This is a genomic window from Vibrio sp. 1557 (assembly GCF_033340175.1).
Lineage (GTDB): Bacteria > Pseudomonadota > Gammaproteobacteria > Enterobacterales > Vibrionaceae > Vibrio > Vibrio alginolyticus.
On the sequence record NZ_JAWOVZ010000006.1, the window covers coordinates 64,228 to 87,834 of the forward strand.

Below are 23,607 nucleotides of genomic sequence, written 5' to 3' on the forward strand. Positions count from 1 at the left end.
AAATAAAATCAATTACTTACATCAAACCTAGATAGTAATCATACTACTTACGATTACATACAACTACACTAAATCACTTCCTTACTTGACTAGTTACTTGACTAACTTTATTGTTAGTCAAGTTGCGCTAGTTCGTGAGTTGAGGTGATAAAATGCTAACTGTAAAAGAGATAAAGGGATTACAGCCGAAGAAAAGTCCATATTACGTGTGGGACAAAACAGGAGAACGAGGAAAAGGTCGGCTCGGAGTTCAAGTCATGCCCTCAGGTTCAATCAACTTCAAATTCCGCTACTTCAAAGGCCCTAATAATACTCAGTTTATACCTCTCGGGAAATTTCCAGGTATGACCCTTTCCCAAGCTCGTGACCTTTGCAAAGAATATAGTGACCTATTATCTCAAGGAATCGATCCAAAAACCGAACGAAAGAAACAAGCCGAAGAAAAAGCCAAGGAAGAGCGTGAACAAAAAGAATTAGGAACGTTTGAGCAACTCATCAATTTTCATACGCAGCACAAAAAAGATAAAGGTAACCGCTCATATCAAGACGAATATCAAAAAATCGTTGCCAACGTATTCCCTTATGTCGACATAAATAAAAAAGCTAAGGACTTTGAAGCCGAAGATTTTCTTGACGCTTTAGCAATCCCTATAGACCAAGGTTACGATTCGAAAAGCAACAAAATCCGTTCAATTCTTCATGCTGCTTTTAACTTTGCTTTGGAGTATGACAATGACCCCAAATATCGCAATCGAGGCGCAAAATTCGGAATCAAAAGCAACCCTATATCTAATATCCCAACACAATCCGAAAAAGTGGGAAACCATTACCTGTCATGGAAAGAAGTAATTCACCTTCTTTATGACATGGAACATCGGTATGACGATTTAAACCTCGCATATCAAACTAGGCAGGTATTAAGGCTTTGTTTCTATCTCGGAGGACAGCGCCCACACGAAGTGGTAACGATTAAGTGGTCGAATATCAATTTTGCTCAAAGAACAGTTCTAATCACTGAAGCTTTCCAAAAAACCAAGAAGAACCACATGGTCCCACTCACTGAATCTGCGATCAAAATACTAGAAGAAATTAGAGAACAAACAAGCAGTACTAATAGCCCATTTGTTTTCTATAAGAAAACAAATACTGATGAACATATGCCAACTAACACAATTGCTCAAGCGCTAATTACGTACAAAAAAGTGACAAAAGTGAGGTCGTTTGTCGCTAGAGACTTTCGTAGAACGGTAAAGACTTTAGGTGGCGAAATCAAAATCTCAAAAGAGTATCGTGACCGTATACAGGGACATGCCATTAATGATGTGTCAGGCAGACACTACGACATGTACGAATACATCGATGAAAAGCGTTCAGGGCTAGAGAAATGGGAAGAGGCGCTCAATTCACGCCTTGAGGATTATAAGCTCATATACCTTGAGAAAGAGCTTCCTTGGAAGAAGGAGAGCCTTGCTTCCTAATATGTAAGGCATGTTATGCGTAACATGTAACTAGAGCATAACGAGTTAGCTGCATTTAATTATTTAATCTGGCGCTTGCCTCACTAGAAAACCTTAAATGCCTAGTCCCCATCAAGTTTGGTTTTGCACTGGTGCTATGACTATCTACTGGATAAAGTAGCTAGGCTACAGAGCTTCGCTCTGTAGGTTTTCTATCAAGAGTGAACATTGTTCTACTTTGTTAGTCAGTGTAATCCTAGCCCATATTCAAGCTGGTTTTTGGACTAAAGTGAGTTGTGCTCCTTGGGACACGCTGCTTTTCAGATTACTTTTTTCATTGCAGTCAACCTACATTTGACAGACCTAATTCACTCACCCGCTATAACTTCCTAAAATCAGACACCAATTTATAACTTGCCGATTAAGTTAGGTTGGCAGTTTGATGCAGAGCTTTTCAAAAACTCATTAGCAATTCTAACTATGTTGGCAATTAACTTTTGATCTGTGGTGAAGAACCCTAAAGGTATATGGACGGGACTAATATCAGGTAAAGCTAGGTGATAGCTCACAGCAGCAAACTCTCCCTCTAAAACCAAAACCTCAACGCTACCATCAAATAACCCGTTTCTTATGCCTTCACAAAATTCCAAGTTACCTAATTTGTGTTTCCACAATTTACCAGCCTGGCTTTCAACATTGGGATGGTTGTCACAAGGTAAGTAAAGCTTCAACTCATAATTTCTACTTTTTCCCTTGTTACTATAGTTAATTAGAGTCGCTTTAGCGTTGTTAAACCCTTCACTCATTCCCCAATAACGAGTGTTTGCACCATACCAAGATAACACTTTTGCTTTTTGTGCTTTTTTAAAAGGCTTTAGTTGTTTTAAGTGATTCTCAATTACACTAAACGGCTGTTTACCATATAACGGCCCCAATATCAGATAATAAGGCTTATCATATGAACCTGCCACCATTTCAGCGAGCAGACTTCGAAGATCTATGCTGGCATCATTAATAAACCGAGAAATGGACATATCTTCAAAGGTATCCCAAGCCGAAATAATACTATTAAGGTTGTTGCTTAATCTAAAATTTTCTGTTTCGTTTAAAATTTCTTGTGCCACTGCTTCGTCATTTACGTATTCCTGACGAAGATCTAACGGCTTAAGTTGGTTGTTTAAATCGATCTCAAATCTGCGTCTAATTCTGTGAGCAATAGTTTTCTTTCTTGTAACTTTATCAACGGAATAAAGGCTAGGCAGTGAATTTTCATGAATCTTGAACCCGCCTAATTCATCATTTTGAACAAGTTGCTGAAAGTGTTTAGTAAACATTGCTCTTGCATGTTGCTCACTTAAGCTCTGTATTTCATGATTTGCTTTTAAGCGAAGGCCTGAATGCCAATTGTCATGCTGGTTTTTAACTTTATTAAAGCCTGCTAGTTCAAAAGACAGAGAAGCAGTTCGAGTCTGGGGCTTTTCAACCATAGGCTTATCATCCAACGATGAAAAATAACCTTTAGCTAGTGGGGTTAAAAACAACTTTCCATCATCAGAATATGCAATCTCCCCTTTACTAATGGGCTCTTCAATTGCTGCCGCAAGTTCTCGTTGGTTAAAACCAAAAAATGAAGACAATTCAAACTTTGAGAGTGGTGAAATATAAAGAGCTTTTAGCAAAAACTCCTTAATGAATGGGAAACCTTGTTTGCTTAAATATGAGAATTCAATTTTAAATGTCTCTGTAGGTACAATGTAGTCTACTTCATTAAATTCAATCGTTGTGTTTTCCATAACCGTTATACCGCCTTCTTAAACTTCTTGGTTTTAGCATCTACAAAGCGATATAAGCTTTCATTAGCATTTTCTTCCATATAGGTAATCACTTTTCCAAACGGAAGATGGCTATTTTTCCCTTGCCACATTCTTTTATCACCAACAATAACTAACCTGTCCATTGCTCTAGAAAGAGCGACATTTATTCTGTTAGGCAAGTACATGAAACCTGATGACTGCCTTTGGTCTGAGCGGGTAACAGACAGAATAATAATTCTATTCTCTTTACCTTGATAACTATCTACCGTATCAATATTAAGCAACTTTATAAGCCCATCAGAAAAACCAGACTGTTTAACTTTTCGTCTTAAATACCTTTTCTGCTCTGCATACATACATATGATACCTATAGCAGCTTCACCTTCTTTTACTTGCTCTAACAACGAACTTAAAAAGTTCTTGTTCTCATCCACTTGTTTGAGCACATCAACAATAGCTTCAGCCTCTTTCTCATTGTAAATGTTATACCTTGAGCCATTTTCTTGGTGTTTCGCTTGTTTACCTAAATGTGAGGTATCAACCCACGTAGTAAATGCGTTCATCTCATTTGGCACGTCACGGTAAATATCAGGAATTTTACGATCACCATTCTCAAGCTCACCATCGTAAAAGCATTGTGATACTAGAGAACCGATAGCAGGTGCCATTCGATATTGCACAAGTAGTTTGGCCCCTACTTGCTGGCCATAATCACTTTCAAATGCCCGCGCAAAATCACTTTCAATTAATTCATCAATATCATTGGAAGACGGAATACCTAAATGCCTTGCCAATGCCTTTTTATGAGGGTCAGTATAAAGAGGCGGTAATTGCTTATGATCACCTACTAAGAGAATTCGTTTACCAACTTGCATTGCAATAGCAAGTTCACTAGCAATAGAACGAGCGGCTTCATCAATAATAATCCAATCGTACTGATTAGTTGCAATATCAATATTCCAATTGCCTATACCAACACAAGTACCAGCAACCAATTGTTTTGAGCGAGCAAGAAATTCGTCCATATTGGCATTGCCAGACTGCATAACTCTGATCATGTCTTTCGACAATTTCACTAATCGTTGGACCGAACTAGAAGTATTATGCTCAATAGCAAACTCGCGGTTTAAATCTTTTATTAAGTCACTTCTAACTTCACTTAAGTTATCGTGCCAATCTTTGTTGATTCGTATACTTTGAGGCAGCCTGCTATTAATAAGAGACTTTCGTTCACCAATTTGTTTCTTAATGGCTTTTTTCTGTTTAGCTTCTAAGTCATTATCATCTATTTCTCTCAACGCACTTTCTTGTTCTGTGATCAAAGAAAGAAGTTTTTTATCTAAAGCTAAATAGGCTTCTAAATATTCATTGGGGGCTTTTAATGATTTAGCTAGGCTTAACACTCTATATTTTAACTGAGTCTCAAATTGCTCAACTTTTTGGCTAACAATGTTGTCAGAATATGCGTCGCGCAAAGAATGAGATATGGTTGATTCACTTCGACTAAACCGAACAACATCAAGTTTTGTTTTTAAACGACTACAATGTTTCCTAATACGCTCTGCAGCGGTATTCACAGCCTCATGAGACTGGCTGACTAGTAGGATCCTTTCTGCACCTTGCCTTTCTATTAAATAATGAACAAAAGCAGCAATAAATTCCGTTTTACCTGTACCTGGAGGTCCTTGTAACATTGAGAGAGGGCCAAACCTTAATAGCTTTTGAAAAGCAATACGTTGCTTTTCATTAAGCGTTTTAACAACCTTACCCTTATCGTCCTTTATGTCATAACAAGCAAAGTCACTGTCAGTAACTGTTAAGTCGTAATCTGTAGGTTCTAACGTACAGTCAGGTTCAAAATATTCAGATAAATTTTCAACAACTGAGTCTTGGTCAAGAATGCGTGTTAAGGCGTTCTTTCGTTTATTGAAAGAAGACTTATCCGCTTTGCTGCGGAAGAATATGGTATCACTCTCTTTCAAACGGTAAGCGCGGGGAGTGTACCGAGATAATTGTACTCTATTTAATCCAGAAGCAGACAAATTAACTTCGCCGACAAAGTAATCTTCGTCACCATCAACAATAATCGCTTCAACCTGATCTTTAGCTGTAAACCCATCAAGTGGATCTCTATCTGCTTCATAAGGTAAGATAAGCGTATCTTTATTATCTCTGTGTGTTGTTGGCTCACCAGTAAGCTCTACATAGGGATGAGATTCAGTCTCCGTTTTAAGAATTGCTTGCCAAAGTTCACTCGTAGATATTGGTTTAACATTTGCTTCAACTTCAGCAGGTTGAGCTTGAGGCTCTAATGATATTGGTTTTACTTTGTGTAGCTTTAACTGGAATTGCTTTACTGCATTCTCAAAACTATAAAACTGACGAATGCGTCTATTAATGTTGTCTAAGTAGCTCGCTCGACCTTGCGAAATTCGAATACCAAACGGTAGCTCAAGAACGGCATTTTCTATATCTCTACGAGAAACTTCACTCCTATCACTTTTGATAGGGCGTAATCCGTGCTCAAATTCGAAGCGAGCGTCATCGAAGAAAAGTTTTTGAACGCCACCTAACCCTGAAAATACAACAACTAATCCATAACCTTTGCTGCGATTTTCTTCAATTGAAACATACAACTTACCGTTATCAGGATATATAGTAACCGACTCAAAGTCTTCTCTATTACTTCCAATTTCAATATCGATTATTTCAACAGTTGGGGTAGTTGTTTTTTCAGGGTTTAAAACAGCATCTTTAAAACGAGTTAACTCTTTAAAACCAAAATCGACATCTTCAAGCTCATGAATAATTGCTAGGCTAATCGCTTCGAAGTTGTCGTTTTTAGTACCCCATTCGATTTCTAATAGCTCCGAAGCTATCTTAATAACGGCATAGTTGTCACGCTCAAATGCAGAACTATTATCAATATCTATAGGGCTATATTCAGTGTTCAGTAGTTCTTTTGAATCATGGTGAAAATCTAAAATATCAATAATATAAACATCACCTTGCTTATCAACAATGACGTTTTCTGGCTTTAAATCACCATGTGCAAAGCCTAATGAATGCATATGTTCAACATGAGAAATTAAGCTTTTTACGATATCGTTTCTTCTATTACGCATTCGATAAGGGTCTAAAGCTTCGCCCTCAACCCACTCAGAAACCAAATACAACGAGCTATCTCGTGCTGTAATCCCATAATCAACAACTGTAGGTATAAAGCTTAAATCGATGCTCTGTAGCTTTTCTACTCGCTCTAAAAACGATAATGTGCGTAAACCAAGACCAGCGTTAATATCGGTAGGATTGATGTTGTTCCATACTTTTACTATACCTGAGTCAGCCTTATAAACCTCTTTAACATCTGATTCAGTTATAAATTCGACTTCAGGGTGCAGCCTAGAAACTTTAGTTGCCTTAACAAAGCGCTCTAATTCTTTACTAGAAAAACTAAACGCTGCTTCTTTGCTGGGCTCTCGTTCTACTAATGCATCGAGCAATTCACCAGCATTAGCAAAAGTTTCGCCTTCAAAAGCCCTTAAAAGTGTTTCACCATACCAGTCACCACATTGAGTTAACTTTTCTGAAATTGTTTTTTCAAGGTTTGGCGTTAACCGCACTGCCTCCAAAATAGCCCAAGCGATAATCGCTAATCGGACAACGTCATAATGGTATGGTGAAGAATAAGTCGTATCTTGATTGTAGACAGACAACTCATCTCTAATATCACCAACGGTTTCTTTTTTACGTGCAAATGTCGATATGAAATTAGAAAGAGCTACACGTTGCCCAGTGCTTAACCAAATACTGTGATTTCCGATATCTCGGTGTGCGAGTTGTAGTTGGTGCAAGTCAGCAAAGCGAGCGACTAATACTCGAACTAAGTTAACTCTTTCATCGATTGATAAGTTCTCACCATAAGTGGTGATAAAGTCATTAAGGCGCTCATGCCCATGGGGAAGCTCAACAACCTCATTATATTGCGAGGTGATCTTCTCTTTAGTTGGTATAGTTAGCGATGAAACACAATGCTCGTAAAGCTCTCTGCTTTCTCGTTTTATTTTTGTCAGTACTTCACGTTCACGAGAGACTATTTTTATTCGACCATCAGGCGTTTTAGCATCGTGGTTAGAAAGATTATCGAAATCCCAGCTACGTATAATGGCATGATCATTTTTGTCCGCTTCACTTTGAGCAAAAAACTCTTTATAAACCTTATTTGGATGCTCAAATATTTGCTCTTGCCCTAACCAGCCCTCAACAGACAAAGGCTTAGCCTCTACTTTTTTATCATTAAGCAGTAAGCTTTTTTCTAATAGTGGAATATCTTTAAGTAGAACTTTAGCATCTGGGTGCGGTGTGAAACGTTTATTAAATTGCCCTTCGTTTGAACACAGTTTACAAAAATCACCTAGCGACAAAGTATTAGCTAAATCTTTTTTAGGTAAGTGCGAAAAGTTGCTGTTACCACTCATCACAACTACAAAGTGAACATGGGGAGTACGGCCTTCGTTTTTAAACTTACCAGCAAATGGCTTCAGTAAATTCTTTAACAGAAACTCTTTATTACGAGTGACTTCAACAGGAGATTTACCTCGGTCTTCATCACCCCAATACCACTTACCATTGCTTGAAGTTATTGGCTTTCCGTTCCAATGTTTAAGCTCAACAATAAGTATGTTGCAATGAGTAACAATTAATAAATCTATTTCGCCTTGCTTGTTTTTATTAATAAATCGGAAACCTGCATATCCTTTCCAGCCTTCATTAAAGGGCTTTTTTAACGCTTGAAGTGCTTCAAATCCTTGTCCTTTATTTACGCCTTTACCTTTCTGCTTTTGCACACTTGAAGCACTGAGCACATTTTCAATTTTTTTAATAGCATCAATTTCGTGGCGCTCTAGCCCACCTTCCCAGTATTTGATATCCATGTATATTTCTTGTTATTTGTTAATCCAATGAGAAAAATCTACTTACTTAAAGATGAGAGACTTAGAAGGGCTTAGTTGCTTCGTATTAAACAAAATGGTCCTTATGTATTCGTAAGTAGACTTAAGACTTCAAACGGTATTTTTACACTATTGCTAATGATTGATGATCAACCATTTTCGTATTCAACTCAAGTTATACTAGCCGTTTATGTGACTGGGAATGACATAAGAAACCACAAAGTATCATGCCAATTAGCTAGTTAGGGTCTAACGAGCTGTCGCGCTAATTTTTTCAGCCGTTTGTGTCTCTTTGAACAAGGCAGATGCAGTGAAAGTGGCACGCACGGTTCTTCGAGGGACGACACTTGGTAACTAGTGTCGTTTACTCGACATAAACGTGTTTAAAGTATCCCATGTTTGGAGAGGGGGGAGCTGCCTTCTTTCAATTTGCTCGATGATGATGTTTCAGAGTGATAAAGGGTTATAAATAAATTGTATTAGTTGTAGTACAGCTCTGTTCAGGTTCCACGATTCTTTGAATAAGGGAAGGGGAACACTGTTCTTGAGATGTCTATTTGTGAGTCATTTGGTTATTTTCTTCTTTTATGAAAAGGAGAACTCAACCTCATTACCGCTGAGGTTGAGTGTCCGTAAATAAGCTTTATTGATGGTCTGATGCCGATTCGCTTGAGTTGATGTCTTGCCGTTCGGCTAAACGACCTTCAAGTTTGGCTTTTTCGATAAGGGCTTGCTGCATTATATCGTTACACTGGGTCAGCTCAGTACGAAGTTGGTCATTTTCTGCTAGTAGCCTGTCTCTTTCTACTGCCAGTACAGCATTAGTCCGTTGATATTCAAAAGAAGCGTCTGTACAAACCTGCAATTCTTGCACTAGGCATTCTAGTCTCTGCACTTCACCATAAAGATTGTCTTTTTCTTTTGTGAGTATTGAGACCTTATCAGGCAATGGATCAAGTTCTGCTAACTTGTCTTGAAGCTCTTCTATCGTTTCGCTAGACTGAATTACCTGCTGGCGTCTTAGCTCAGATTGATGTTCCGCTATTTTGACCCGAGTCTCTACAGCCTGAGATATATCATGTTCTACTGCTTGCCAAAGGGAGTTTATATCAAGCTTAAATGCTGCTTCAATAGGGGCAGAAAACCACTCTGGGATTTCATTATAGTTCTTTGTGATTCTTGACTGCATTGCATCCAGCACACTAAATACGATCTGAACTTTTGTATACTTCCCACCTACTGCCTCTTGGAGTTGAGTCGGGTTTTTGAATGGTTTTCCAGCAGCCCTTGCTTCTTCAAATGCATTTAGGTAGATATCAAAGCTCGTCCCTTTTTCTGGGTCTTTTTGGGCATTGAGCATTTCTTGCACGTATTTTTGTTTGACTGATTCACGTACCTGCGAGTCAGTAAGTTGCTTAGTGTGTACGTTCATTTACTTACTCCCTTAGTACGCTAGCTCTGTAGCTTGTTTATCTAACCATGCTTCTATAGTTTCACGTTTCCAGCCAACAACTCTTGGGCTAATGGCTATAGCAGGTGGCAGTCTACCCTCTTTTCTCCATCTCCAGATTGTTACTTTTGTTACGTCAAGTTGTTTTGCTAAGTCATTTATTCTTATGAATTTTTTATCAATCATTTTTATTTTTCTCGTTTGTTTTGATTGTGCGTTTGTTTTGATGTAATCGTATGTAATATGCTGATGAGCTTGTAGAGGTAGCAAAAGACATAATGGGTGACACTAGTGGATGATTTAGCAGCAGTGTGGCTGAACAAGCAGTTACTGAACAACCTTGAGAAGCTAGAAGAAATTGCAAAATTTGAAGGGAAGAAACTTACTCAAAAGAAGAGTAGAGATGGAATTTCAGTATTAGACGCTTTTGATGTCCCCTTAGAAGAGTTAGTAGCAGGAGTGTTAGCTGAAGACATTCCGTTCCTAGTGTCCTTCATTGGCAAGCGTCCTCGAACCATTCAAGAATTTATTCGCTTTTCAGGCGGCTTGAGCACATGTATTGAGAAGCTAATCGATTATCGCGTGTATTATCCAGTAAATAGTAAAAGAGCACGTCTGCAAGATCAGGAGTCTGCGATTATTGATTATGTTGATGTAATTGAACAGATGCTTGTGAAGGCGAAAGGGAAAACACCTCAAAAGCCATCTTCAGACAAGGTGGAAAAAGATTACACAGCAATGTCATTGCCATTTTGTGCCTTGTGTTTTAGACGGGTAAATCAGTCCCATTACTACTGTAAAGAGCATCATTCATCTCGTAATTCTATCGTTTATAAACAAGCAACTCGCAGATTGATGTCTGCGGTATACCGACATTCAAGTGATTCAGATGAGCAAGCTAAGTTAGAGAAGCACAAACGTGGTGAGCAAAAACTAGATGCGAAAACACTATATAGATGGATGGATTTGTTTTCTACTCCGTCAACATTGGCGATTACGGATTTAAATAAGCTGGATCAGGGGGCTGATGGCTGGCAAGCTTTTGCGAAGTGTATTCTCGTTTTTACCGTAGAGCATTATCCGTATACTTCTAAGAAACTCCCTGAGATGGTCAATGGATCTAACTTTGATGATTGGATCATCAAGATTGTAAAGCTCTTGGGTGGTCAAGTTGAAGCTAATATGTGGAAACATAAGGATTCAGGTGTATGGATGATTAACTCTAATTTAATGCAAAAGGCATTGACGATATTGAACTGCTTGAGCAGATATGAGGCGATGTGTGTAGTTGAAAGTTATGAAGTGAAAACTGGCTCTAAGTCAGGAAGTAAGGTGGACAGTTCCAAGCACGAAATTGCATATCGGTTACTGAAAGAAAAAGAAACGGATGACTCAATCACTGTTTCTTTGATTGCGAAAGAATCAAGTTTATCACGAGCGGCTATTTATAAAATAATGAACAAAGATAATTGATGCAAACATTTAATTAGTACAGGTTATCCAAGACGCAACCTGTCATTTTTAGATAAAACTTCAACCAGATAAATTAAATTATCGCTGTTATCAAGAACACAGTTCTCGTAAATTTCAATTTATTTACACAATCGCAATTACTTTTTTGGTTTTTGGTTTTTGGTTTTTGAATATTAGAAAAGTAACTTACGTTTGAACACTGTTCTATAGAGTTCAAACGTAAATTAACCTCTTTATATCCCTATACACAATGCTAGTCGAACACACAGATAAAGGCTTTCTGGAAAAATAAACTGCTGTAGTAACTCCTAAAATCTGATGAAGATCAAAGCGAATTTTTTTGATGCACGAAAAACCACATTGCGGACAAACCTCTCTGCACGAAAGCTTACGCTACGTGCGGACAAATAAAAAGTGTCACACGAAGCACTAAAACTGTCGTTTGCGACACAGTAATTGCGCTCTTCGACAACGAAAAAAAATCAACAAGCGCAAGTTTTGCTCATTTAATTTTAGTTTTTCTGTTTTTCTCCTTATATTAAAGCTATAACCGTTATAATAGTTATAACAGTCATAATAGTTATAACATATTTTTTTGAGGGAATGTAGCTTTAATTTTTAATTTAATAATAGATCAAAATTAAAACCAACCACCCATAGAAATAAACACACAAAATATATTTATATATATAACACTTTATCACGAACAATCATGCTATTTTAATAGCATGATTAAATAAAACAACTCCAAGAAACATTAAATTAAGACTATCAATGTATTTTATTTTTAATTTATTAACAGCAGTGCGAGATATACCTAGGATTTTCGCAATCTCATTCATTGTTATGTTAAGGTTTTCTTTTCGTTCTTCAAGCATCGCTTTGTGTATATGGCTTCTTTATCGATTAAGTCATTGTAAAATAGTTTGTTCTAACAGGTTTGTGGCCGATAATCGTGAAGCCAGAAAGTAGCTTTTCAAACTCGAACTGAGTGAGTGTAAGTACCTGATTTTTTTCTCTTTGGGAGGCCACTTATATTTGGCTTTTTCAAGCCGTTGATACCAGAGGGCGAAGCCTATTTTATCCTAGAACAACACTTTGATTTTATCACGCTGTTTATTGGCAAGCAGGACAATGCACCGCTGCCAAGAGACAAATTTATATCACTTTCGAGAATCGTGGCAAGGCCGTTGATAGACTTTCTAAAATCGACACTTTCACGATATAAATCAATTTCTGGGGTGCTGAGTGCATATGTCGGAGCATTCCGATCAGTCATTTCCCCGAGCGATAGCAATCACCAAAATACGCACTGAGCATACGTTTCATGACAGCGCACTGATAAGTGCTGCAAGATAGTTCGCTGGCGTGCCTTGTTGGATACTCAGTTCCTACGAGCTGCGCTTGGGTAGTTATAGGAAATCAAAGCCATTTCTGGCTTTGATTCATCCTATAGCGTTATAACTTGAAATAGTATTCCTTTATCTTTTCAGACATTTTCTGTCTACGATAAATTAGGAAGTCATCGTAGTTTTCTAACTTATATAACGTATTATCTAGTGGCATACAGTTAACTACAAAGTTATCATCTAAATCTTGTTTGTCACGAATCGAACCATACATTAAGTCACCGTTGTCACATTGAGCTTGTACCTGGTCGATGTATACATCAGGCGCAGAGTCGGCAATCTTGATATTGATCTCTTGCTGCAAAAATACATAGTTTGCCACCTGATTATACTTAGCCTGTGTGAAACCATTTTTCTTGAGATATGCTCTAGGGAAAACATGATGCATATCACCTTTATGTATCAGCATATCTTTGACCGAAATTGCAGAAGATAAAAATCCAACTTCATTAGCTGCTGCTTGAGCCGCAAGGTAAACTTTAAATGCAGAAGCATTAGTACTTGATGTTGTTAAATTTTGAACTAGCCGTAAATCCCAGAAAGCATCGGATAACTCAGTAGCCTCTACTCTGGATAAAAAATCTGTAAAATCATCACAACTAGAAATTGCCTTTATGTCCTGTTCAAACCTACTTTCAGGAGAGCCTGAATATCTGCCTGTCAACACTGACATTACGAACCAACGCCTAACCCAATGTTCGATTTTTGGTTCATTTCCGTAGTCACGTTTTAGTTTGAGGTAAAGAATATAAGCAAAGTTCAAAGCATTTTGCGAACGAATCATACTTCGACTAACAAAGCCTGTAGAACGGATAATCATTAAGAAACGTTTAAAATTTGTTTCGTTGATAAACTCTTTTACACCATTAGCGAGAGTATCATATGACGCCTCTTCTATCTCTTTCTCATATGTTCGAGCTTCAAAGTTTCGGCCAGATAATAGGCTGACTAAAAATGCCAACCGACCTCTATCAAAATTAGATGTGTAAGCCACTCTTAGCATGTCAGAATAATCTGGATCATAGAGGTCATCATTTTCGTTGCGTAGCCACTTCATAGCCTTGAAGTAATCAGTAGAGATGAAGGCCTCATCATTCTCGATATGTGCAATAAACTCAGGGGCTTTAGCAAGGTGACAAAAGTAATCAATCGCTTTTCGTAAAGTATTACCATTGAATTCTTCATTCGCTGCAATCTTTGACATAGCAAAATCTGCTTGGCTCAGGACGACCCCTTTAGAATTAATTCTGATAAAGATTTCCGTTACCGTTTCAATATCAAGCTCCGAATCCAGCTCAATCATGCCGATCTGTTTTTTTACGATGTCACAGAGCTTATCAATACGGTCATAAATCAAATCCGCTTCAATATCAGAATTAAGCTCTAGGTACTTTGGAACAAGATGATGCACCTTTACCTCACCACTCATTAGTGGTGCTATATCATTCACCCAAGTTTTGTCTTTCTCAATTGCAGGGTTCAGTACTTCAAACTTTTCTTCTAATGGATTAAAAGCTATCTTGATCTTAACAGTTTGGTACTTCTGATTAATTACAGGTTGGCCCGTGAGAGCTGCTTGTAAAGCGGTGACACGTTGCTGTCCATCAATAAGTACTTTCTTACCCTCAGAAACAGAGCCATCTTTGAGTTTTACGTTAGGGTTTTTCCAGGCAATGATGTAACCGACGGGAAAACCTTGGTACAAACTATCGATCAAGTCTCTTACTTTTGATGAATCCCATACGAAAGGACGTTGAATCTCGGGTATCGCTATCTCACCTGACTTAACCCAGTTGACCACTGAATCGATCATGTACTGATTTACTGTATATTTTTGAGTTGTCATTATTTTCCTCAAAAACCCATACCAGAACGCTCTACCTCTTCATGCAGCTCTTTCCAGTCAGGACAATACTTGGCGACTAGTTTCCAAAAGTTTTTGCTATGGCTTTTTTCTACGGTATGACATAGCTCATGAAGGATTATGTAATCCATCACCTTATTGGAAAACTCCATGCAACGAGGGTGGAACTCCAGAACATTGTTCTCGGTGCAGTTAGCCCAACGTGCATCAAACTTTTTTATGTGGAAAGTTGTGGCTTGCATACCCGTTTCCTGCTGCCAATAGCGTAAACGAGAAGCAACTTTGTCTAAGGCTTTTTGTTTGTAGAAACGTTCTAAAGCTGGTTTGAATCGCTCACGGCTGACGAAGTGGCCTTCGGGAGAAAGAACTTTAAAACGGCTTTGGTTAAACTTCACTTCTACCGTCGATAACTCTGGCGCAGGGATCACTTCACAATAGAAAGAACGACCACGGTAGGGCGCTCGGCTACCTGTGACGATTTCTTCTTTTAACGGTTGATTTACTTCGGCTAGGCGCTCTTTGATCCACCTTGCTCTATACTGAATCAGCTCTCGTTGCTCGTCCTCAGAGGCACTTGGGCCTCTAAGAAGAACGGTCTTACCTCGTTCTACAGTAACGTAGTGGTGACTGAGTTTTGAATCGAGCTTAAATTCCCACTCGATTTCAGTTGTACCGTATTGAAAAATTGGCATCTGTTTCTTTCGTCATTAATGAAGCAAAGGATCAGTTGTTCAGCATAATACTGAAAATTTCAGCAGAGTGCTGACGTGCTACTGTCATATCCCAGCCTCCAAGACCACGTAAAATCGTTCTGATTGTTTTCTTGATCTCATTGTGAATATCAGTCTGTTTTTTCCATATCGGAGACAACATTACTTCAGCGATATCAGGGTGGCTAAAGATGCCTTTAGTCCATGCCAGAGCTTCAGCTTCCTCTACCTGCTTTTCCAAGTAGTTGAACACGGCTCGCTCTGTTGCTGTTTCCAAGCCCATTTCAGATGGTTTTGCATCTTTATCACGAACACGCTGAGCAAAAAGTTCTAGCTGCTCTAGGAATAGAGCTTGTTCAATACGTCCTTCACGTTCATCTTGGATAAGTTTCTCTAGCTCTTCTTCCAAGTCGCCAAAGAAGGCAGGATCTTTACCTTTACCCGTCTTAATGGTGTGTTTGAGTTTGTTCTTCATGACCAACGCTGCACTCCCTGCACTTTTTTGTTTGCGGAGTAGATCCATATCTGCAGCATCCAGAATTGAAACTTCACGACCTAGCAAGCTCTTAACTTCACTTGCTTCTATATGCTCGTCGAGCATGTTTTTAAGCAGCTCAGATTCAGATGCGGTGATGCGAACCGTATCAGCACTCTCAGGCATTTTGTTGCGCAGTTGGAGTTTTATCTCATTCAGCACTTTGAAGTAAGGCTGATATTTAGATGCGCGTTCGTCGGGTAACACGATATCTAAGCGGCTATTGAATCCAGCGAGAGCAACGAGGAAGTCTTCAACAATATCTAGACGAGTATCTGGGTCTAGGTAGAGATCTGCATCCTCTTTGTAAGGTTCTGGTTGCTTCACGGGATTGTGCTTTTTCGGAAGAATGTCTAACACTTTTGTCAAAGCTGATTGAAGACGTGGTAACTCCGCTTCTACGTCCGTCCATACTTGATCGGGTTGTACGTCACCCCCATAAACTTTCAGCGCTTCATCTAGGTACTCAACTACACCGAAATAATCGACAATGTAACCCGCTTTCTTACCTTTTCGAGTTCGGTTTACACGAGCAATAGCCTGAAGCAAAGTATGTTCTTTTAGCGGTTTATCCAAATATAGAGTGCTGACAATAGGAGCATCCCAGCCAGTTAACAGCATGTCAGAAACGATGATTAACCCAATGTTGTTAAACTTGGTTTCTTCTTTGGTATTAGCAGACTCATCACCATACGGTAGCTTAAATTCATCGTTCACCAAGCTTGGGATCTTTTCTGACGGTACAGCTATCGGTGTTTGGCCTTGTTTGAGTTCTCGCTTGATACGCTCTTCGATAGTTTCAAGTTTTGAGGTTGAGCCTGATGCATAATGAGCTTGTTGTTCACTAATACCTGTACGCTTATCTGTCATACTACCGAGAGAAATAACCACTCGGCTTTCAAAGGTCGGCAGACCTTCGTTTTGACGTTCCTGCATGATTTGGTTCAGTACGTCTTTATAGCGAACAGCCATATCACGCCCGTCACATACCAGCATGGCTTTAAAGCCGCGAGGCTTCACACTTGATAGAAAATGTTCGACGAGATGGCGAGCATTCTCCTCAATACGCCCGATAGCACCACGACGTTTTTTGAGTAACTCTTGCTTTAGCTTTTTCTTACGGGCTAAAGGCTCATTACCAAATTCATCCTCAAAAGCTTGTTTTAGCTTTCCGTCGCTACCCCATTGCGCCATACCTTCAAGATATTTAATAGGCAGCGTTGCACCATCTGCAACCGCCTCGTCGAGGCGGTAAGTATCGATGTACTCTTTACCGCCGAATGTACCCAGGGTTTCTTTATCGTCTTTAAAAAGCGGGGTGCCAGTAAATGCTATGAACTTGGCATTAGGTAAAGAAGCACGCATGAATGCAGCAAGGAATCCATACTGGCTGCGGTGAGCTTCATCAACCATCACGAAGAAGTTTGGCTTGGTACTCAGAACACGAAAATCAACTTTCTCTTCGCTCACGAGTTCCCATTTGGCTTTTTTAGGGTTGCCATTAGCATCGGCTTGACCGTGAAGAACATTGTTCTCCTTCAAAATCCAGCACTGTTCTTGCCCAGAATCATCCTTCCTCAAAACGCGTCTGACACGACTTTTAGAGTCTGCAATGGAATCCTCATCTTCAGACTCTTTTGCGGCCTGTATCTGCTTACCATCGCTTTCTTGAAACTTTTGAACGGTCGAAGTGAAAATGGTGCCGTAGTCATTGCTGAGCATGGCTTCTAGCCCAGCGACGGAATCTGCTTTAATCGATTCAAGGCCGACATTAGTAAAGGTATTGTGGATCTGACGGTCAAGGTCAGTGCGGTCGGTAAGAATCAAAATACTTGGGTTATTGAAACCAGAAATTTCGGCTCGCATTAAACGGGCAAGTAGTGCCATCGTCAGTGATTTACCACTCCCTTGCGTATGCCAAACCACGCCGCCAAGTTCTTGGCCTAATAGCTGTGGGTCTTTACCCTGTAGACGGAGTAGCGTTTTCTCTACGGCACGCCACTGTTGGTAACGTGGCAGTTTCTTGATCATGACGCCTTTTTCAATTTCATACATAGGGTAGAAACAGACTAAACGCACGAATCGGGAAGGCTCGAATAATGCCCACAGTAGCTTGTCTTGCTCTGTAGGCTTCTTTCCTAATCGATTTTCTAATTCGGTAAGAACAATGTTCTCGTCAGGCTTTTTCGGATCAAATTTGTAAGTTAGATAGAACTGTTCTGACGCATAGATAGCACCATACTTGGCTTGGCTGCGGTTAATGGCAGCACAAACCATATTAAAGGCAAAGTGTTGAGTAAAAGTGCCTTGGTAGCCATCAATTTGTGCAATGCCTTTGCTGAGCTTAATTGAGCTGTTTTTACACTCAATCAAGCCCAGGGGTAAGCCATTAATGAATAACAATAAATCTGGCTTAAAAAGTTCATCGTTGGCATTTTTACCGATGTACTGATCAACCACATGGAATAAGTTACCCTCGGCACCCGTTTGGTTAATGAAGCGGATACTACGAGGTTGACCATATTTGTCTTTTTGTTGCAGGTTCGATTGAAACAGAACATGCTTCCAGAACGCATGGTTAGCCAGCATTAAGTCGCTGTTATGTTCAAACCATATGTCTCTGAGCTGTTTAATCGCTTTGCCTGCTCCGTTTGGAATCTCGGCCAGCCAAGGATTAAGGGCGTGTAGCCTGTCAGTTAACACTGACTCCAGAATAACAGGCTCGGTCTTGTGTGTTTGCTCTACATTTCGACCTTTAATATGCTGATAACCAAGAGTTTTTAACCATTCAATCGCTGGGCGTTCTACCCCAACTAGCTCTGGATTTGATGATTCAGCCTGACCTGACATACCTTATTCCTTTATTTATTGTTATTCATTTTTTATTGTTCATTTAAATTACATTTTTTGTTTTTTAGATGCCTTCGTTTGAAGGCATCATAGAGCTATAGCTAAGCTGCTTCAGTTTCCTCAACAGGAACTCGCCATTTACCCGTAAGTAGCTTCTGCATTAAGCCTTTTTTCAGTTGCTGGGTTTCGTGTTTTTGAGCTTTCAAAAGGGCAACTTTTTTATCGACCTCTGTCAATATACTTGTGATTGCGGCTTGCTCTTTAAAATGTGGTATTGCTATTGGTGTATTACGTATTGTTTTTAAAGATAAATTTTTGATAGTTGTGCCTGTTAATCCCATAGCAAACCATTTGGATACGTTTGAGGTGGATAAGTAGTAGTATAGAAACTCTTTTTGTATCATTTCTTTGGGAGAAAGGTATGCAGCACTTTTGCCCAAAACAATAGAGCTTCCATCGTAATACGCCAAGCTTCCAATAGTTCCATTGATAGATAGTAAAATAGTGTCTAGAGATAGCTCCTTTTTGTGCTTATCATACTCATTTTTAGACACGCATTTAGTTTTTTTAGTAATTACTAATTTGCCATTCTTTATGTTATTTCCATTTACAAACCTGTACTCTGAATCTTCAACATATTTAGGTGTTGTGTGAATGCCATCACCAATTTTTTCACAAACATCATTTAGAGTTTTTGGTTGCCAAGCTTGAGGGTATTCTCCTGTCGGTAATAGATAAAACTCAGTATGCGGTTGCCACTCTCCATTCTCGTCCTGAACACCGACACCTTCTGAAAACAGCTTTTGCATTAAGCCTGTTTTAAGCTTTTCGGTTTCTGCAATTTTTTGGTCGATAAGGTCGATTTTCTTATCAACAGTTGAAAGGATATCTGCAATTTTCTGTTGTTCTTCGATTGTAGGGATAAGAATACTCATCTTCGCAATCATTTCCATTCGCACCGAATCTACAGAACCTTTTGCACTCATTCGTGATACACGCTGAAAAAAGCGATAGCGAAAAAACTGGTAGAAATACCTTCCTAAAACGTGAGGTTTAAAGTTATGGATGTTATAGACACGTTGATGGTAGTGAAATTTCCCATTCACATAGTGATAAATCTTACCAACTCCTACACCATCACCTGATGTCAAAACTCCCTCTCCATCAAACGTATATTTGTTTACTCTTTCAATAGTGTTTGAGCGTACAAAAAAGGGATATTTACCACCATCTTCTCGGTCTTGAGTATCTCCAGTGCCTGTTTTTATCGATGCAAAGTCTTCGATGTGCTCAACTTTCCATCCATCAGGAATGTTATTAATCTTATTACCAAGCATAATTAACCCTGTTTAATGATGGATGACAATTGTTTAGATAAAGATTGATCAACCTCAGCTAGTTTCGAATCAATATTTGTAAGATTGTTCAGTACATCTTGTATATCTACAATTTCTTCGGGTTCTGAAGTATCTACATATCGACTGATGTTGAGATTAAAGTCATTCTGTTTTATTTCTGCAATATCGACAACGCGTAGATATTTATCAACCGAGACAGAGTCCAGCAACTTAGAAAGTTTATCTTCCGTTTGCTTTCCTGCATCAACTAAAGTTTGTTTCGCTTTGCTGTACTCGGTCGTGATGCGCTTGATATCGCCTTCGCGAAGGAAGTTCATCGCCTTACCTTCACCAAACTCGGCGGAAGCATCAACGAAAATAACCTTGTTCTTCAGTGCAGCAGGTTTGTCTTTATTGATGATCAAAACAGCAGCCGCAATGCCTGTGTTGAAGAAAAGTGCTGGCGGCAAACCAACTACACCTTCGATCAAGTCGCCTTTAAATTCATCGTTGCCGATAAGCATACCTTTACGAATTTTACCCTCATCACCTTCACGGAAAAGTACACCGTGAGGGACGACAACGCCGATACGACCGTCATCTTTCGTTGAGGCAACCATATGCTGAACAAAGGCTAGATCTGCTTTTGTCCTCGGTGCAACGCCAAGACCAAAACGACCATAAGGATCTTTAAGGTCAGTGCTGTATTTCACGTTTCTCTCTTTGCCACTTTTTCCATCAATGATTTTACCGTCATTGAGTTCTAGCGGTTCCCACCACTTAGATTGAGAGAAAGGTGGGTTGGCAATCACACGGTCGAACGTTTGAAGGCCTTCGCCATCTTTATGTAATGGATTTACCAGTGTATCGCCGCGCTTAATGTCACCATCTAGGTTGTGCAAGAACATGTTGAGTTTAGCAATTGCCCATGTTCCTAGGTTCTTCTCCTGACCGTAAAGTTTACAGTTAGGCTTGCCCATGATGGTGCCATTCTCGTAGTTCTCTTTGATGTGACGAGCGGACTCAACCAACATGCCGCCACACCCACAGGTCAAATCATAAATCTCATGGCCTGGTTGTGGGTCAATCAGCTTAACGATAAGTTCTACCACTTCATGAGGGGTGTAGAACTCGCCGCCTTTCTTGCCAGCATCATCAGCAAATTTACCAATCAAATACTCGTATGCATCACCAAGTAGGTCGGCTTTGTAGAGGTTTTTATTGCCCAGCTTGTGCTGGTTAAAGTGACGGAGTAGGCGAGTTAGTAACTCATTGCTGAGCTTCTCTTTATCGCCAAATTGAATGGCGGTAAGCACTTTTTCTAGTGATGGGTTTTGATGTTCGATTTCAGCAAAGGCTTCATCGATGTACTCACCAATATTTTCCGTTCTTTCGATCAGCTTGTTCCAACGTGCATACACAGGAACGAATTGCTCTGGGTTATCTTCCTGAATGAGCGCCATTGCATCTTCGGCGCTGCAACCTTCTTCTTCCATCACGGCTTCTACACGCTCGTCAAATACGTCTGAAAGACGTTTTAAGAACAGGAGACCAAAGATATAGTTTTTGAAGTCTGAGCTATCTACTGTGCCACGCATGATGTTTGCGCTGCCCCAAAGCCATGTTTTTAGCTCTTCAAGGCTGATTTTTTCTACTGCGGTATTGGTTGTCATAACTTTCTCGATAGAAGTGCATTCGCTCTTGCGAATCCTTTTACTAATTAGTCGGGATTATACCTGACTGGAGTGCTAGTTTAAGCAAGCTCTAGCCATAAAAGTGGTGGAATCATGATTTAAGAACACTGTTCTATAGTTTTTTTGTTTTTAATCATGTAATTCGAAATCAACAAAAAATTAAAACCGACAATGTGAACAGTGTTCTCTTATCCCCCAAAGACCAATAAGAAAAATTTACTCTTAAAAATCAAAGGTATAAATATAACAAGTGGCAACTTAGATTTTTCTTGTCACTCGTCTCAAAACAAAAAACAAAAAACAAAAAACAAAAAACAAAATTTGCTCTAGTGACTCCGATAGCAACTAACTTCTATCTATCAATGATGGTAATGCCAAAGAGCAAAGCTCTTTAGCTTATTCTACTTTACAAGGTGAACTCTTTGCATGCTCGTCAGATTATGAGGTTTGATACTAAAGGATCAACAGAATATTACTCCGTACAAGATAACTCGGTATAGGTAAGCAATCAGTAGCAAAGTTTAGTGATTGGTTCTCCATTTACACTGACGCAGAAAACATCGGGAACACTGTTCTTGCCACTTTGTGACTTCACTCCCCCCTTCTTTATCAAACTGAACTTAAGCATTCAAAGCTTTATAGTTCCGAGCATGTCACTAGGCAATGCTAAAGAGTAAGCTCTTTAGCTTTTTCTATTTTGTTTGTTATATGAACACTGTTCTTTGGTTCTTTTAGGTATACCCGTCACATCTATATGAGCTTGAGCGTCATTTAGGTTGAACTCAGACTTAAATGAACTATAGTTCACTAGAGTATCTAAATGAACCATTAGGAATAAGACAGTATGATTTATGGATATTTGCGAGCATCTACTTCGGAGCAAGATGCTACTCGTGCAAAAACTTACCTCGAAAGGTTTGCAAGTGAGCACAAAGTAACAGTAGCAGAGTACTTCATTGAAAATGCTTCAGGTCGAGATTTTGACCGACCTATCTTAAATCAGCTTATCGATATTGCAGAAGATGGTGACACCATCCTTGTGGAGCAATTAGATCGCTTAACACGTCTATCAAGCGAGGATTGGGAAAAGCTAAAAAACAAGCTAGTTCAATCTGGCGTATCGATTGTAGCTGTCGATATCCCTACGAGTTACCAGTTATTAAAGAATGACGACTCTATCGGTGATGAGCTTACGAACATTATTTTCAAGAAGCTGAATGAACTTCTCTTTGATGTACTCGCAGCGATTGCCGCGAAGGATTATGAAGATCGTAGAAGACGACAAGCGGAAGGAATAAATAAAGCTAAGAAAGAAGGCAAGTACCGAGGCAAACAGCAGACTCAAGAAACTGTTGGAAAGTGCCTCAAGGCTAATCAATACATCGAATCAAATGGGCTATCACAGCTCAAAGCCTGTCAGTTAGCTGGAGTATCAATTTCAACCTGGCGGAGATTTAATAAAAGTAACAGACCAAACTAAGCAGGACTAAAATCACATATACTAACTCATACACGATCTGACAGATTTGATTATAAAGTGTGACTTAATCGTACACCCACACTCGACATCACACAGCTCACTTTTGGACAGAACGCTTTAGAACTATTGCCCTAATCCACTGTAATCAGATTAGGAAAAGTATGTTAATACTTATATGTCTGTTGGGTATTGAACTTAGAACTAACCTTCGCAGAATCTGACAAAGTAGCACCAAATGAAACTAAATGCTTAAAATATTAAGCTAATTAGAACACCTTTTCGGTTCAAAACCCATACAATGTCGTTTTTTTTGACTGGGTGTTTTTTAGTCAGAAATTAAAGGGGAGGAATATTGACTGTAGATTCAGTTGGTTGATGGTTTATTATATTCAACAGCACGATAGTAATCCAATTTAATAACGGTCGCTAGATTGTTTAAATATTAGACTACCAAACCACGTTAATTTTTCAGGTTAGAATGTTAATGCTTTGAGGTTTAGACTACCCGTCATTTTAGAGAAATATTTTTCAAGTACTACGAAGTTTTTATTTTTGAATATTGTTCTTATATTACCACGGAAT

At 39.2% G+C, this 23,607-nt stretch carries 12 protein-coding genes; 3 read left to right on the forward strand and 9 right to left on the reverse strand.

Features of this window, described 5'->3' with window-relative positions; genetic code table 11:
• Positions 1-152: 152 nt before the first annotated feature.
• On the forward strand, positions 153-1,478 hold the full coding sequence (locus R7070_RS10255) for a tyrosine-type recombinase/integrase (RefSeq protein ID WP_318141205.1): 1,326 nt from the start codon (positions 153-155) through the stop codon (positions 1,476-1,478).
• A gap of 386 nt (positions 1,479-1,864) precedes the next feature.
• Here the strand turns inward: R7070_RS10255 and R7070_RS10260 are convergent, their stop codons facing one another.
• The 4 genes from R7070_RS10260 to R7070_RS10275 all read right to left on the reverse strand — a co-directional run bounded on the left by R7070_RS10260 (position 1,865) and on the right by R7070_RS10275 (position 9,859).
• Complete coding sequence (locus R7070_RS10260; RefSeq protein WP_318141206.1) at positions 1,865-3,250, reverse strand: hypothetical protein; 1,386 nt, start codon at positions 3,248-3,250, stop codon at positions 1,865-1,867.
• Positions 3,251-3,255: 5 nt separating this feature from the next.
• Positions 3,256-8,205: an AAA domain-containing protein gene (locus R7070_RS10265; RefSeq protein ID WP_318141207.1), complete on the reverse strand. Its 4,950-nt coding sequence runs from the start codon at positions 8,203-8,205 to the stop codon at positions 3,256-3,258.
• Between the two features lie 661 nt (positions 8,206-8,866).
• Positions 8,867-9,655, reverse strand: coding sequence for a DNA repair protein (locus tag R7070_RS10270; protein ID WP_213912204.1), 789 nt, complete (start codon positions 9,653-9,655; stop codon positions 8,867-8,869).
• Between the two features lie 12 nt (positions 9,656-9,667).
• On the reverse strand, positions 9,668-9,859 hold the full coding sequence (locus tag R7070_RS10275; protein WP_318136707.1) for a helix-turn-helix transcriptional regulator: 192 nt from the start codon (positions 9,857-9,859) through the stop codon (positions 9,668-9,670).
• 105 nt (positions 9,860-9,964) lie between these two features.
• Here R7070_RS10275 and R7070_RS10280 point away from each other — a divergent pair, with 105 nt between their 5' ends.
• Positions 9,965-11,146 (forward strand): hypothetical protein, encoded by a 1,182-nt coding sequence (locus R7070_RS10280; RefSeq protein WP_318136708.1) that lies wholly within the window; start codon positions 9,965-9,967, stop codon positions 11,144-11,146.
• A 1,458-nt stretch (positions 11,147-12,604) separates the two neighbouring features.
• On the opposite strand, the gene R7070_RS10290 is transcribed toward R7070_RS10280, so the two are convergent.
• From R7070_RS10290 to R7070_RS10310, 5 genes are all read right to left on the reverse strand, one after another.
• Positions 12,605-14,401: a DUF262 domain-containing protein gene (locus tag R7070_RS10290; RefSeq protein WP_318141208.1), complete on the reverse strand. Its 1,797-nt coding sequence runs from the start codon at positions 14,399-14,401 to the stop codon at positions 12,605-12,607.
• Between the two features lie 8 nt (positions 14,402-14,409).
• A complete protein-coding gene (locus R7070_RS10295) occupies positions 14,410-15,111 on the reverse strand; it encodes a SprT family zinc-dependent metalloprotease (RefSeq protein WP_318141209.1) in 702 nt (233 codons plus the stop codon).
• Positions 15,112-15,142: 31 nt separating this feature from the next.
• Positions 15,143-18,514: a type I restriction endonuclease subunit R gene (locus R7070_RS10300; protein ID WP_318136659.1), complete on the reverse strand. Its 3,372-nt coding sequence runs from the start codon at positions 18,512-18,514 to the stop codon at positions 15,143-15,145.
• 101 nt (positions 18,515-18,615) lie between these two features.
• Complete coding sequence (locus R7070_RS10305; RefSeq protein WP_049879910.1) at positions 18,616-19,851, reverse strand: restriction endonuclease subunit S; 1,236 nt, start codon at positions 19,849-19,851, stop codon at positions 18,616-18,618.
• A gap of 2 nt (positions 19,852-19,853) precedes the next feature.
• Complete coding sequence (locus R7070_RS10310) at positions 19,854-21,524, reverse strand: class I SAM-dependent DNA methyltransferase (RefSeq protein WP_318136658.1); 1,671 nt, start codon at positions 21,522-21,524, stop codon at positions 19,854-19,856.
• Positions 21,525-22,389: 865 nt separating this feature from the next.
• Between R7070_RS10310 and R7070_RS10315 the strand changes: the two genes are divergently transcribed.
• Positions 22,390-23,025 (forward strand): recombinase family protein, encoded by a 636-nt coding sequence (locus tag R7070_RS10315; protein ID WP_318136657.1) that lies wholly within the window; start codon positions 22,390-22,392, stop codon positions 23,023-23,025.
• Positions 23,026-23,607 lie beyond the last annotated feature (582 nt).

Bases quoted from the DNA above. Each gene is read 5' to 3' on its own strand.
- R7070_RS10275 (WP_318136707.1), bottom strand. From the start codon at position 9,859: ATGATTGATAAAAAATTCATAAGAATAAATGACTTAGCAAAACAACTT.
- R7070_RS10295 (WP_318141209.1), bottom strand. From the start codon at position 15,111: ATGCCAATTTTTCAATACGGTACAACTGAAATCGAGTGGGAATTTAAG.
- R7070_RS10310 (WP_318136658.1), bottom strand. From the start codon at position 21,524: ATGACAACCAATACCGCAGTAGAAAAAATCAGCCTTGAAGAGCTAAAA.
- R7070_RS10290 (WP_318141208.1), bottom strand. From the start codon at position 14,401: ATGACAACTCAAAAATATACAGTAAATCAGTACATGATCGATTCAGTG.
- R7070_RS10270 (WP_213912204.1), bottom strand. From the start codon at position 9,655: ATGAACGTACACACTAAGCAACTTACTGACTCGCAGGTACGTGAATCA.
- R7070_RS10315 (WP_318136657.1), top strand. From the start codon at position 22,390: ATGATTTATGGATATTTGCGAGCATCTACTTCGGAGCAAGATGCTACT.
- R7070_RS10255 (WP_318141205.1), top strand. From the start codon at position 153: ATGCTAACTGTAAAAGAGATAAAGGGATTACAGCCGAAGAAAAGTCCA.
- R7070_RS10300 (WP_318136659.1), bottom strand. From the start codon at position 18,514: ATGTCAGGTCAGGCTGAATCATCAAATCCAGAGCTAGTTGGGGTAGAA.
- R7070_RS10265 (WP_318141207.1), bottom strand. From the start codon at position 8,205: ATGGATATCAAATACTGGGAAGGTGGGCTAGAGCGCCACGAAATTGAT.
- R7070_RS10305 (WP_049879910.1), bottom strand. From the start codon at position 19,851: ATGCTTGGTAATAAGATTAATAACATTCCTGATGGATGGAAAGTTGAG.
- R7070_RS10260 (WP_318141206.1), bottom strand. From the start codon at position 3,250: ATGGAAAACACAACGATTGAATTTAATGAAGTAGACTACATTGTACCT.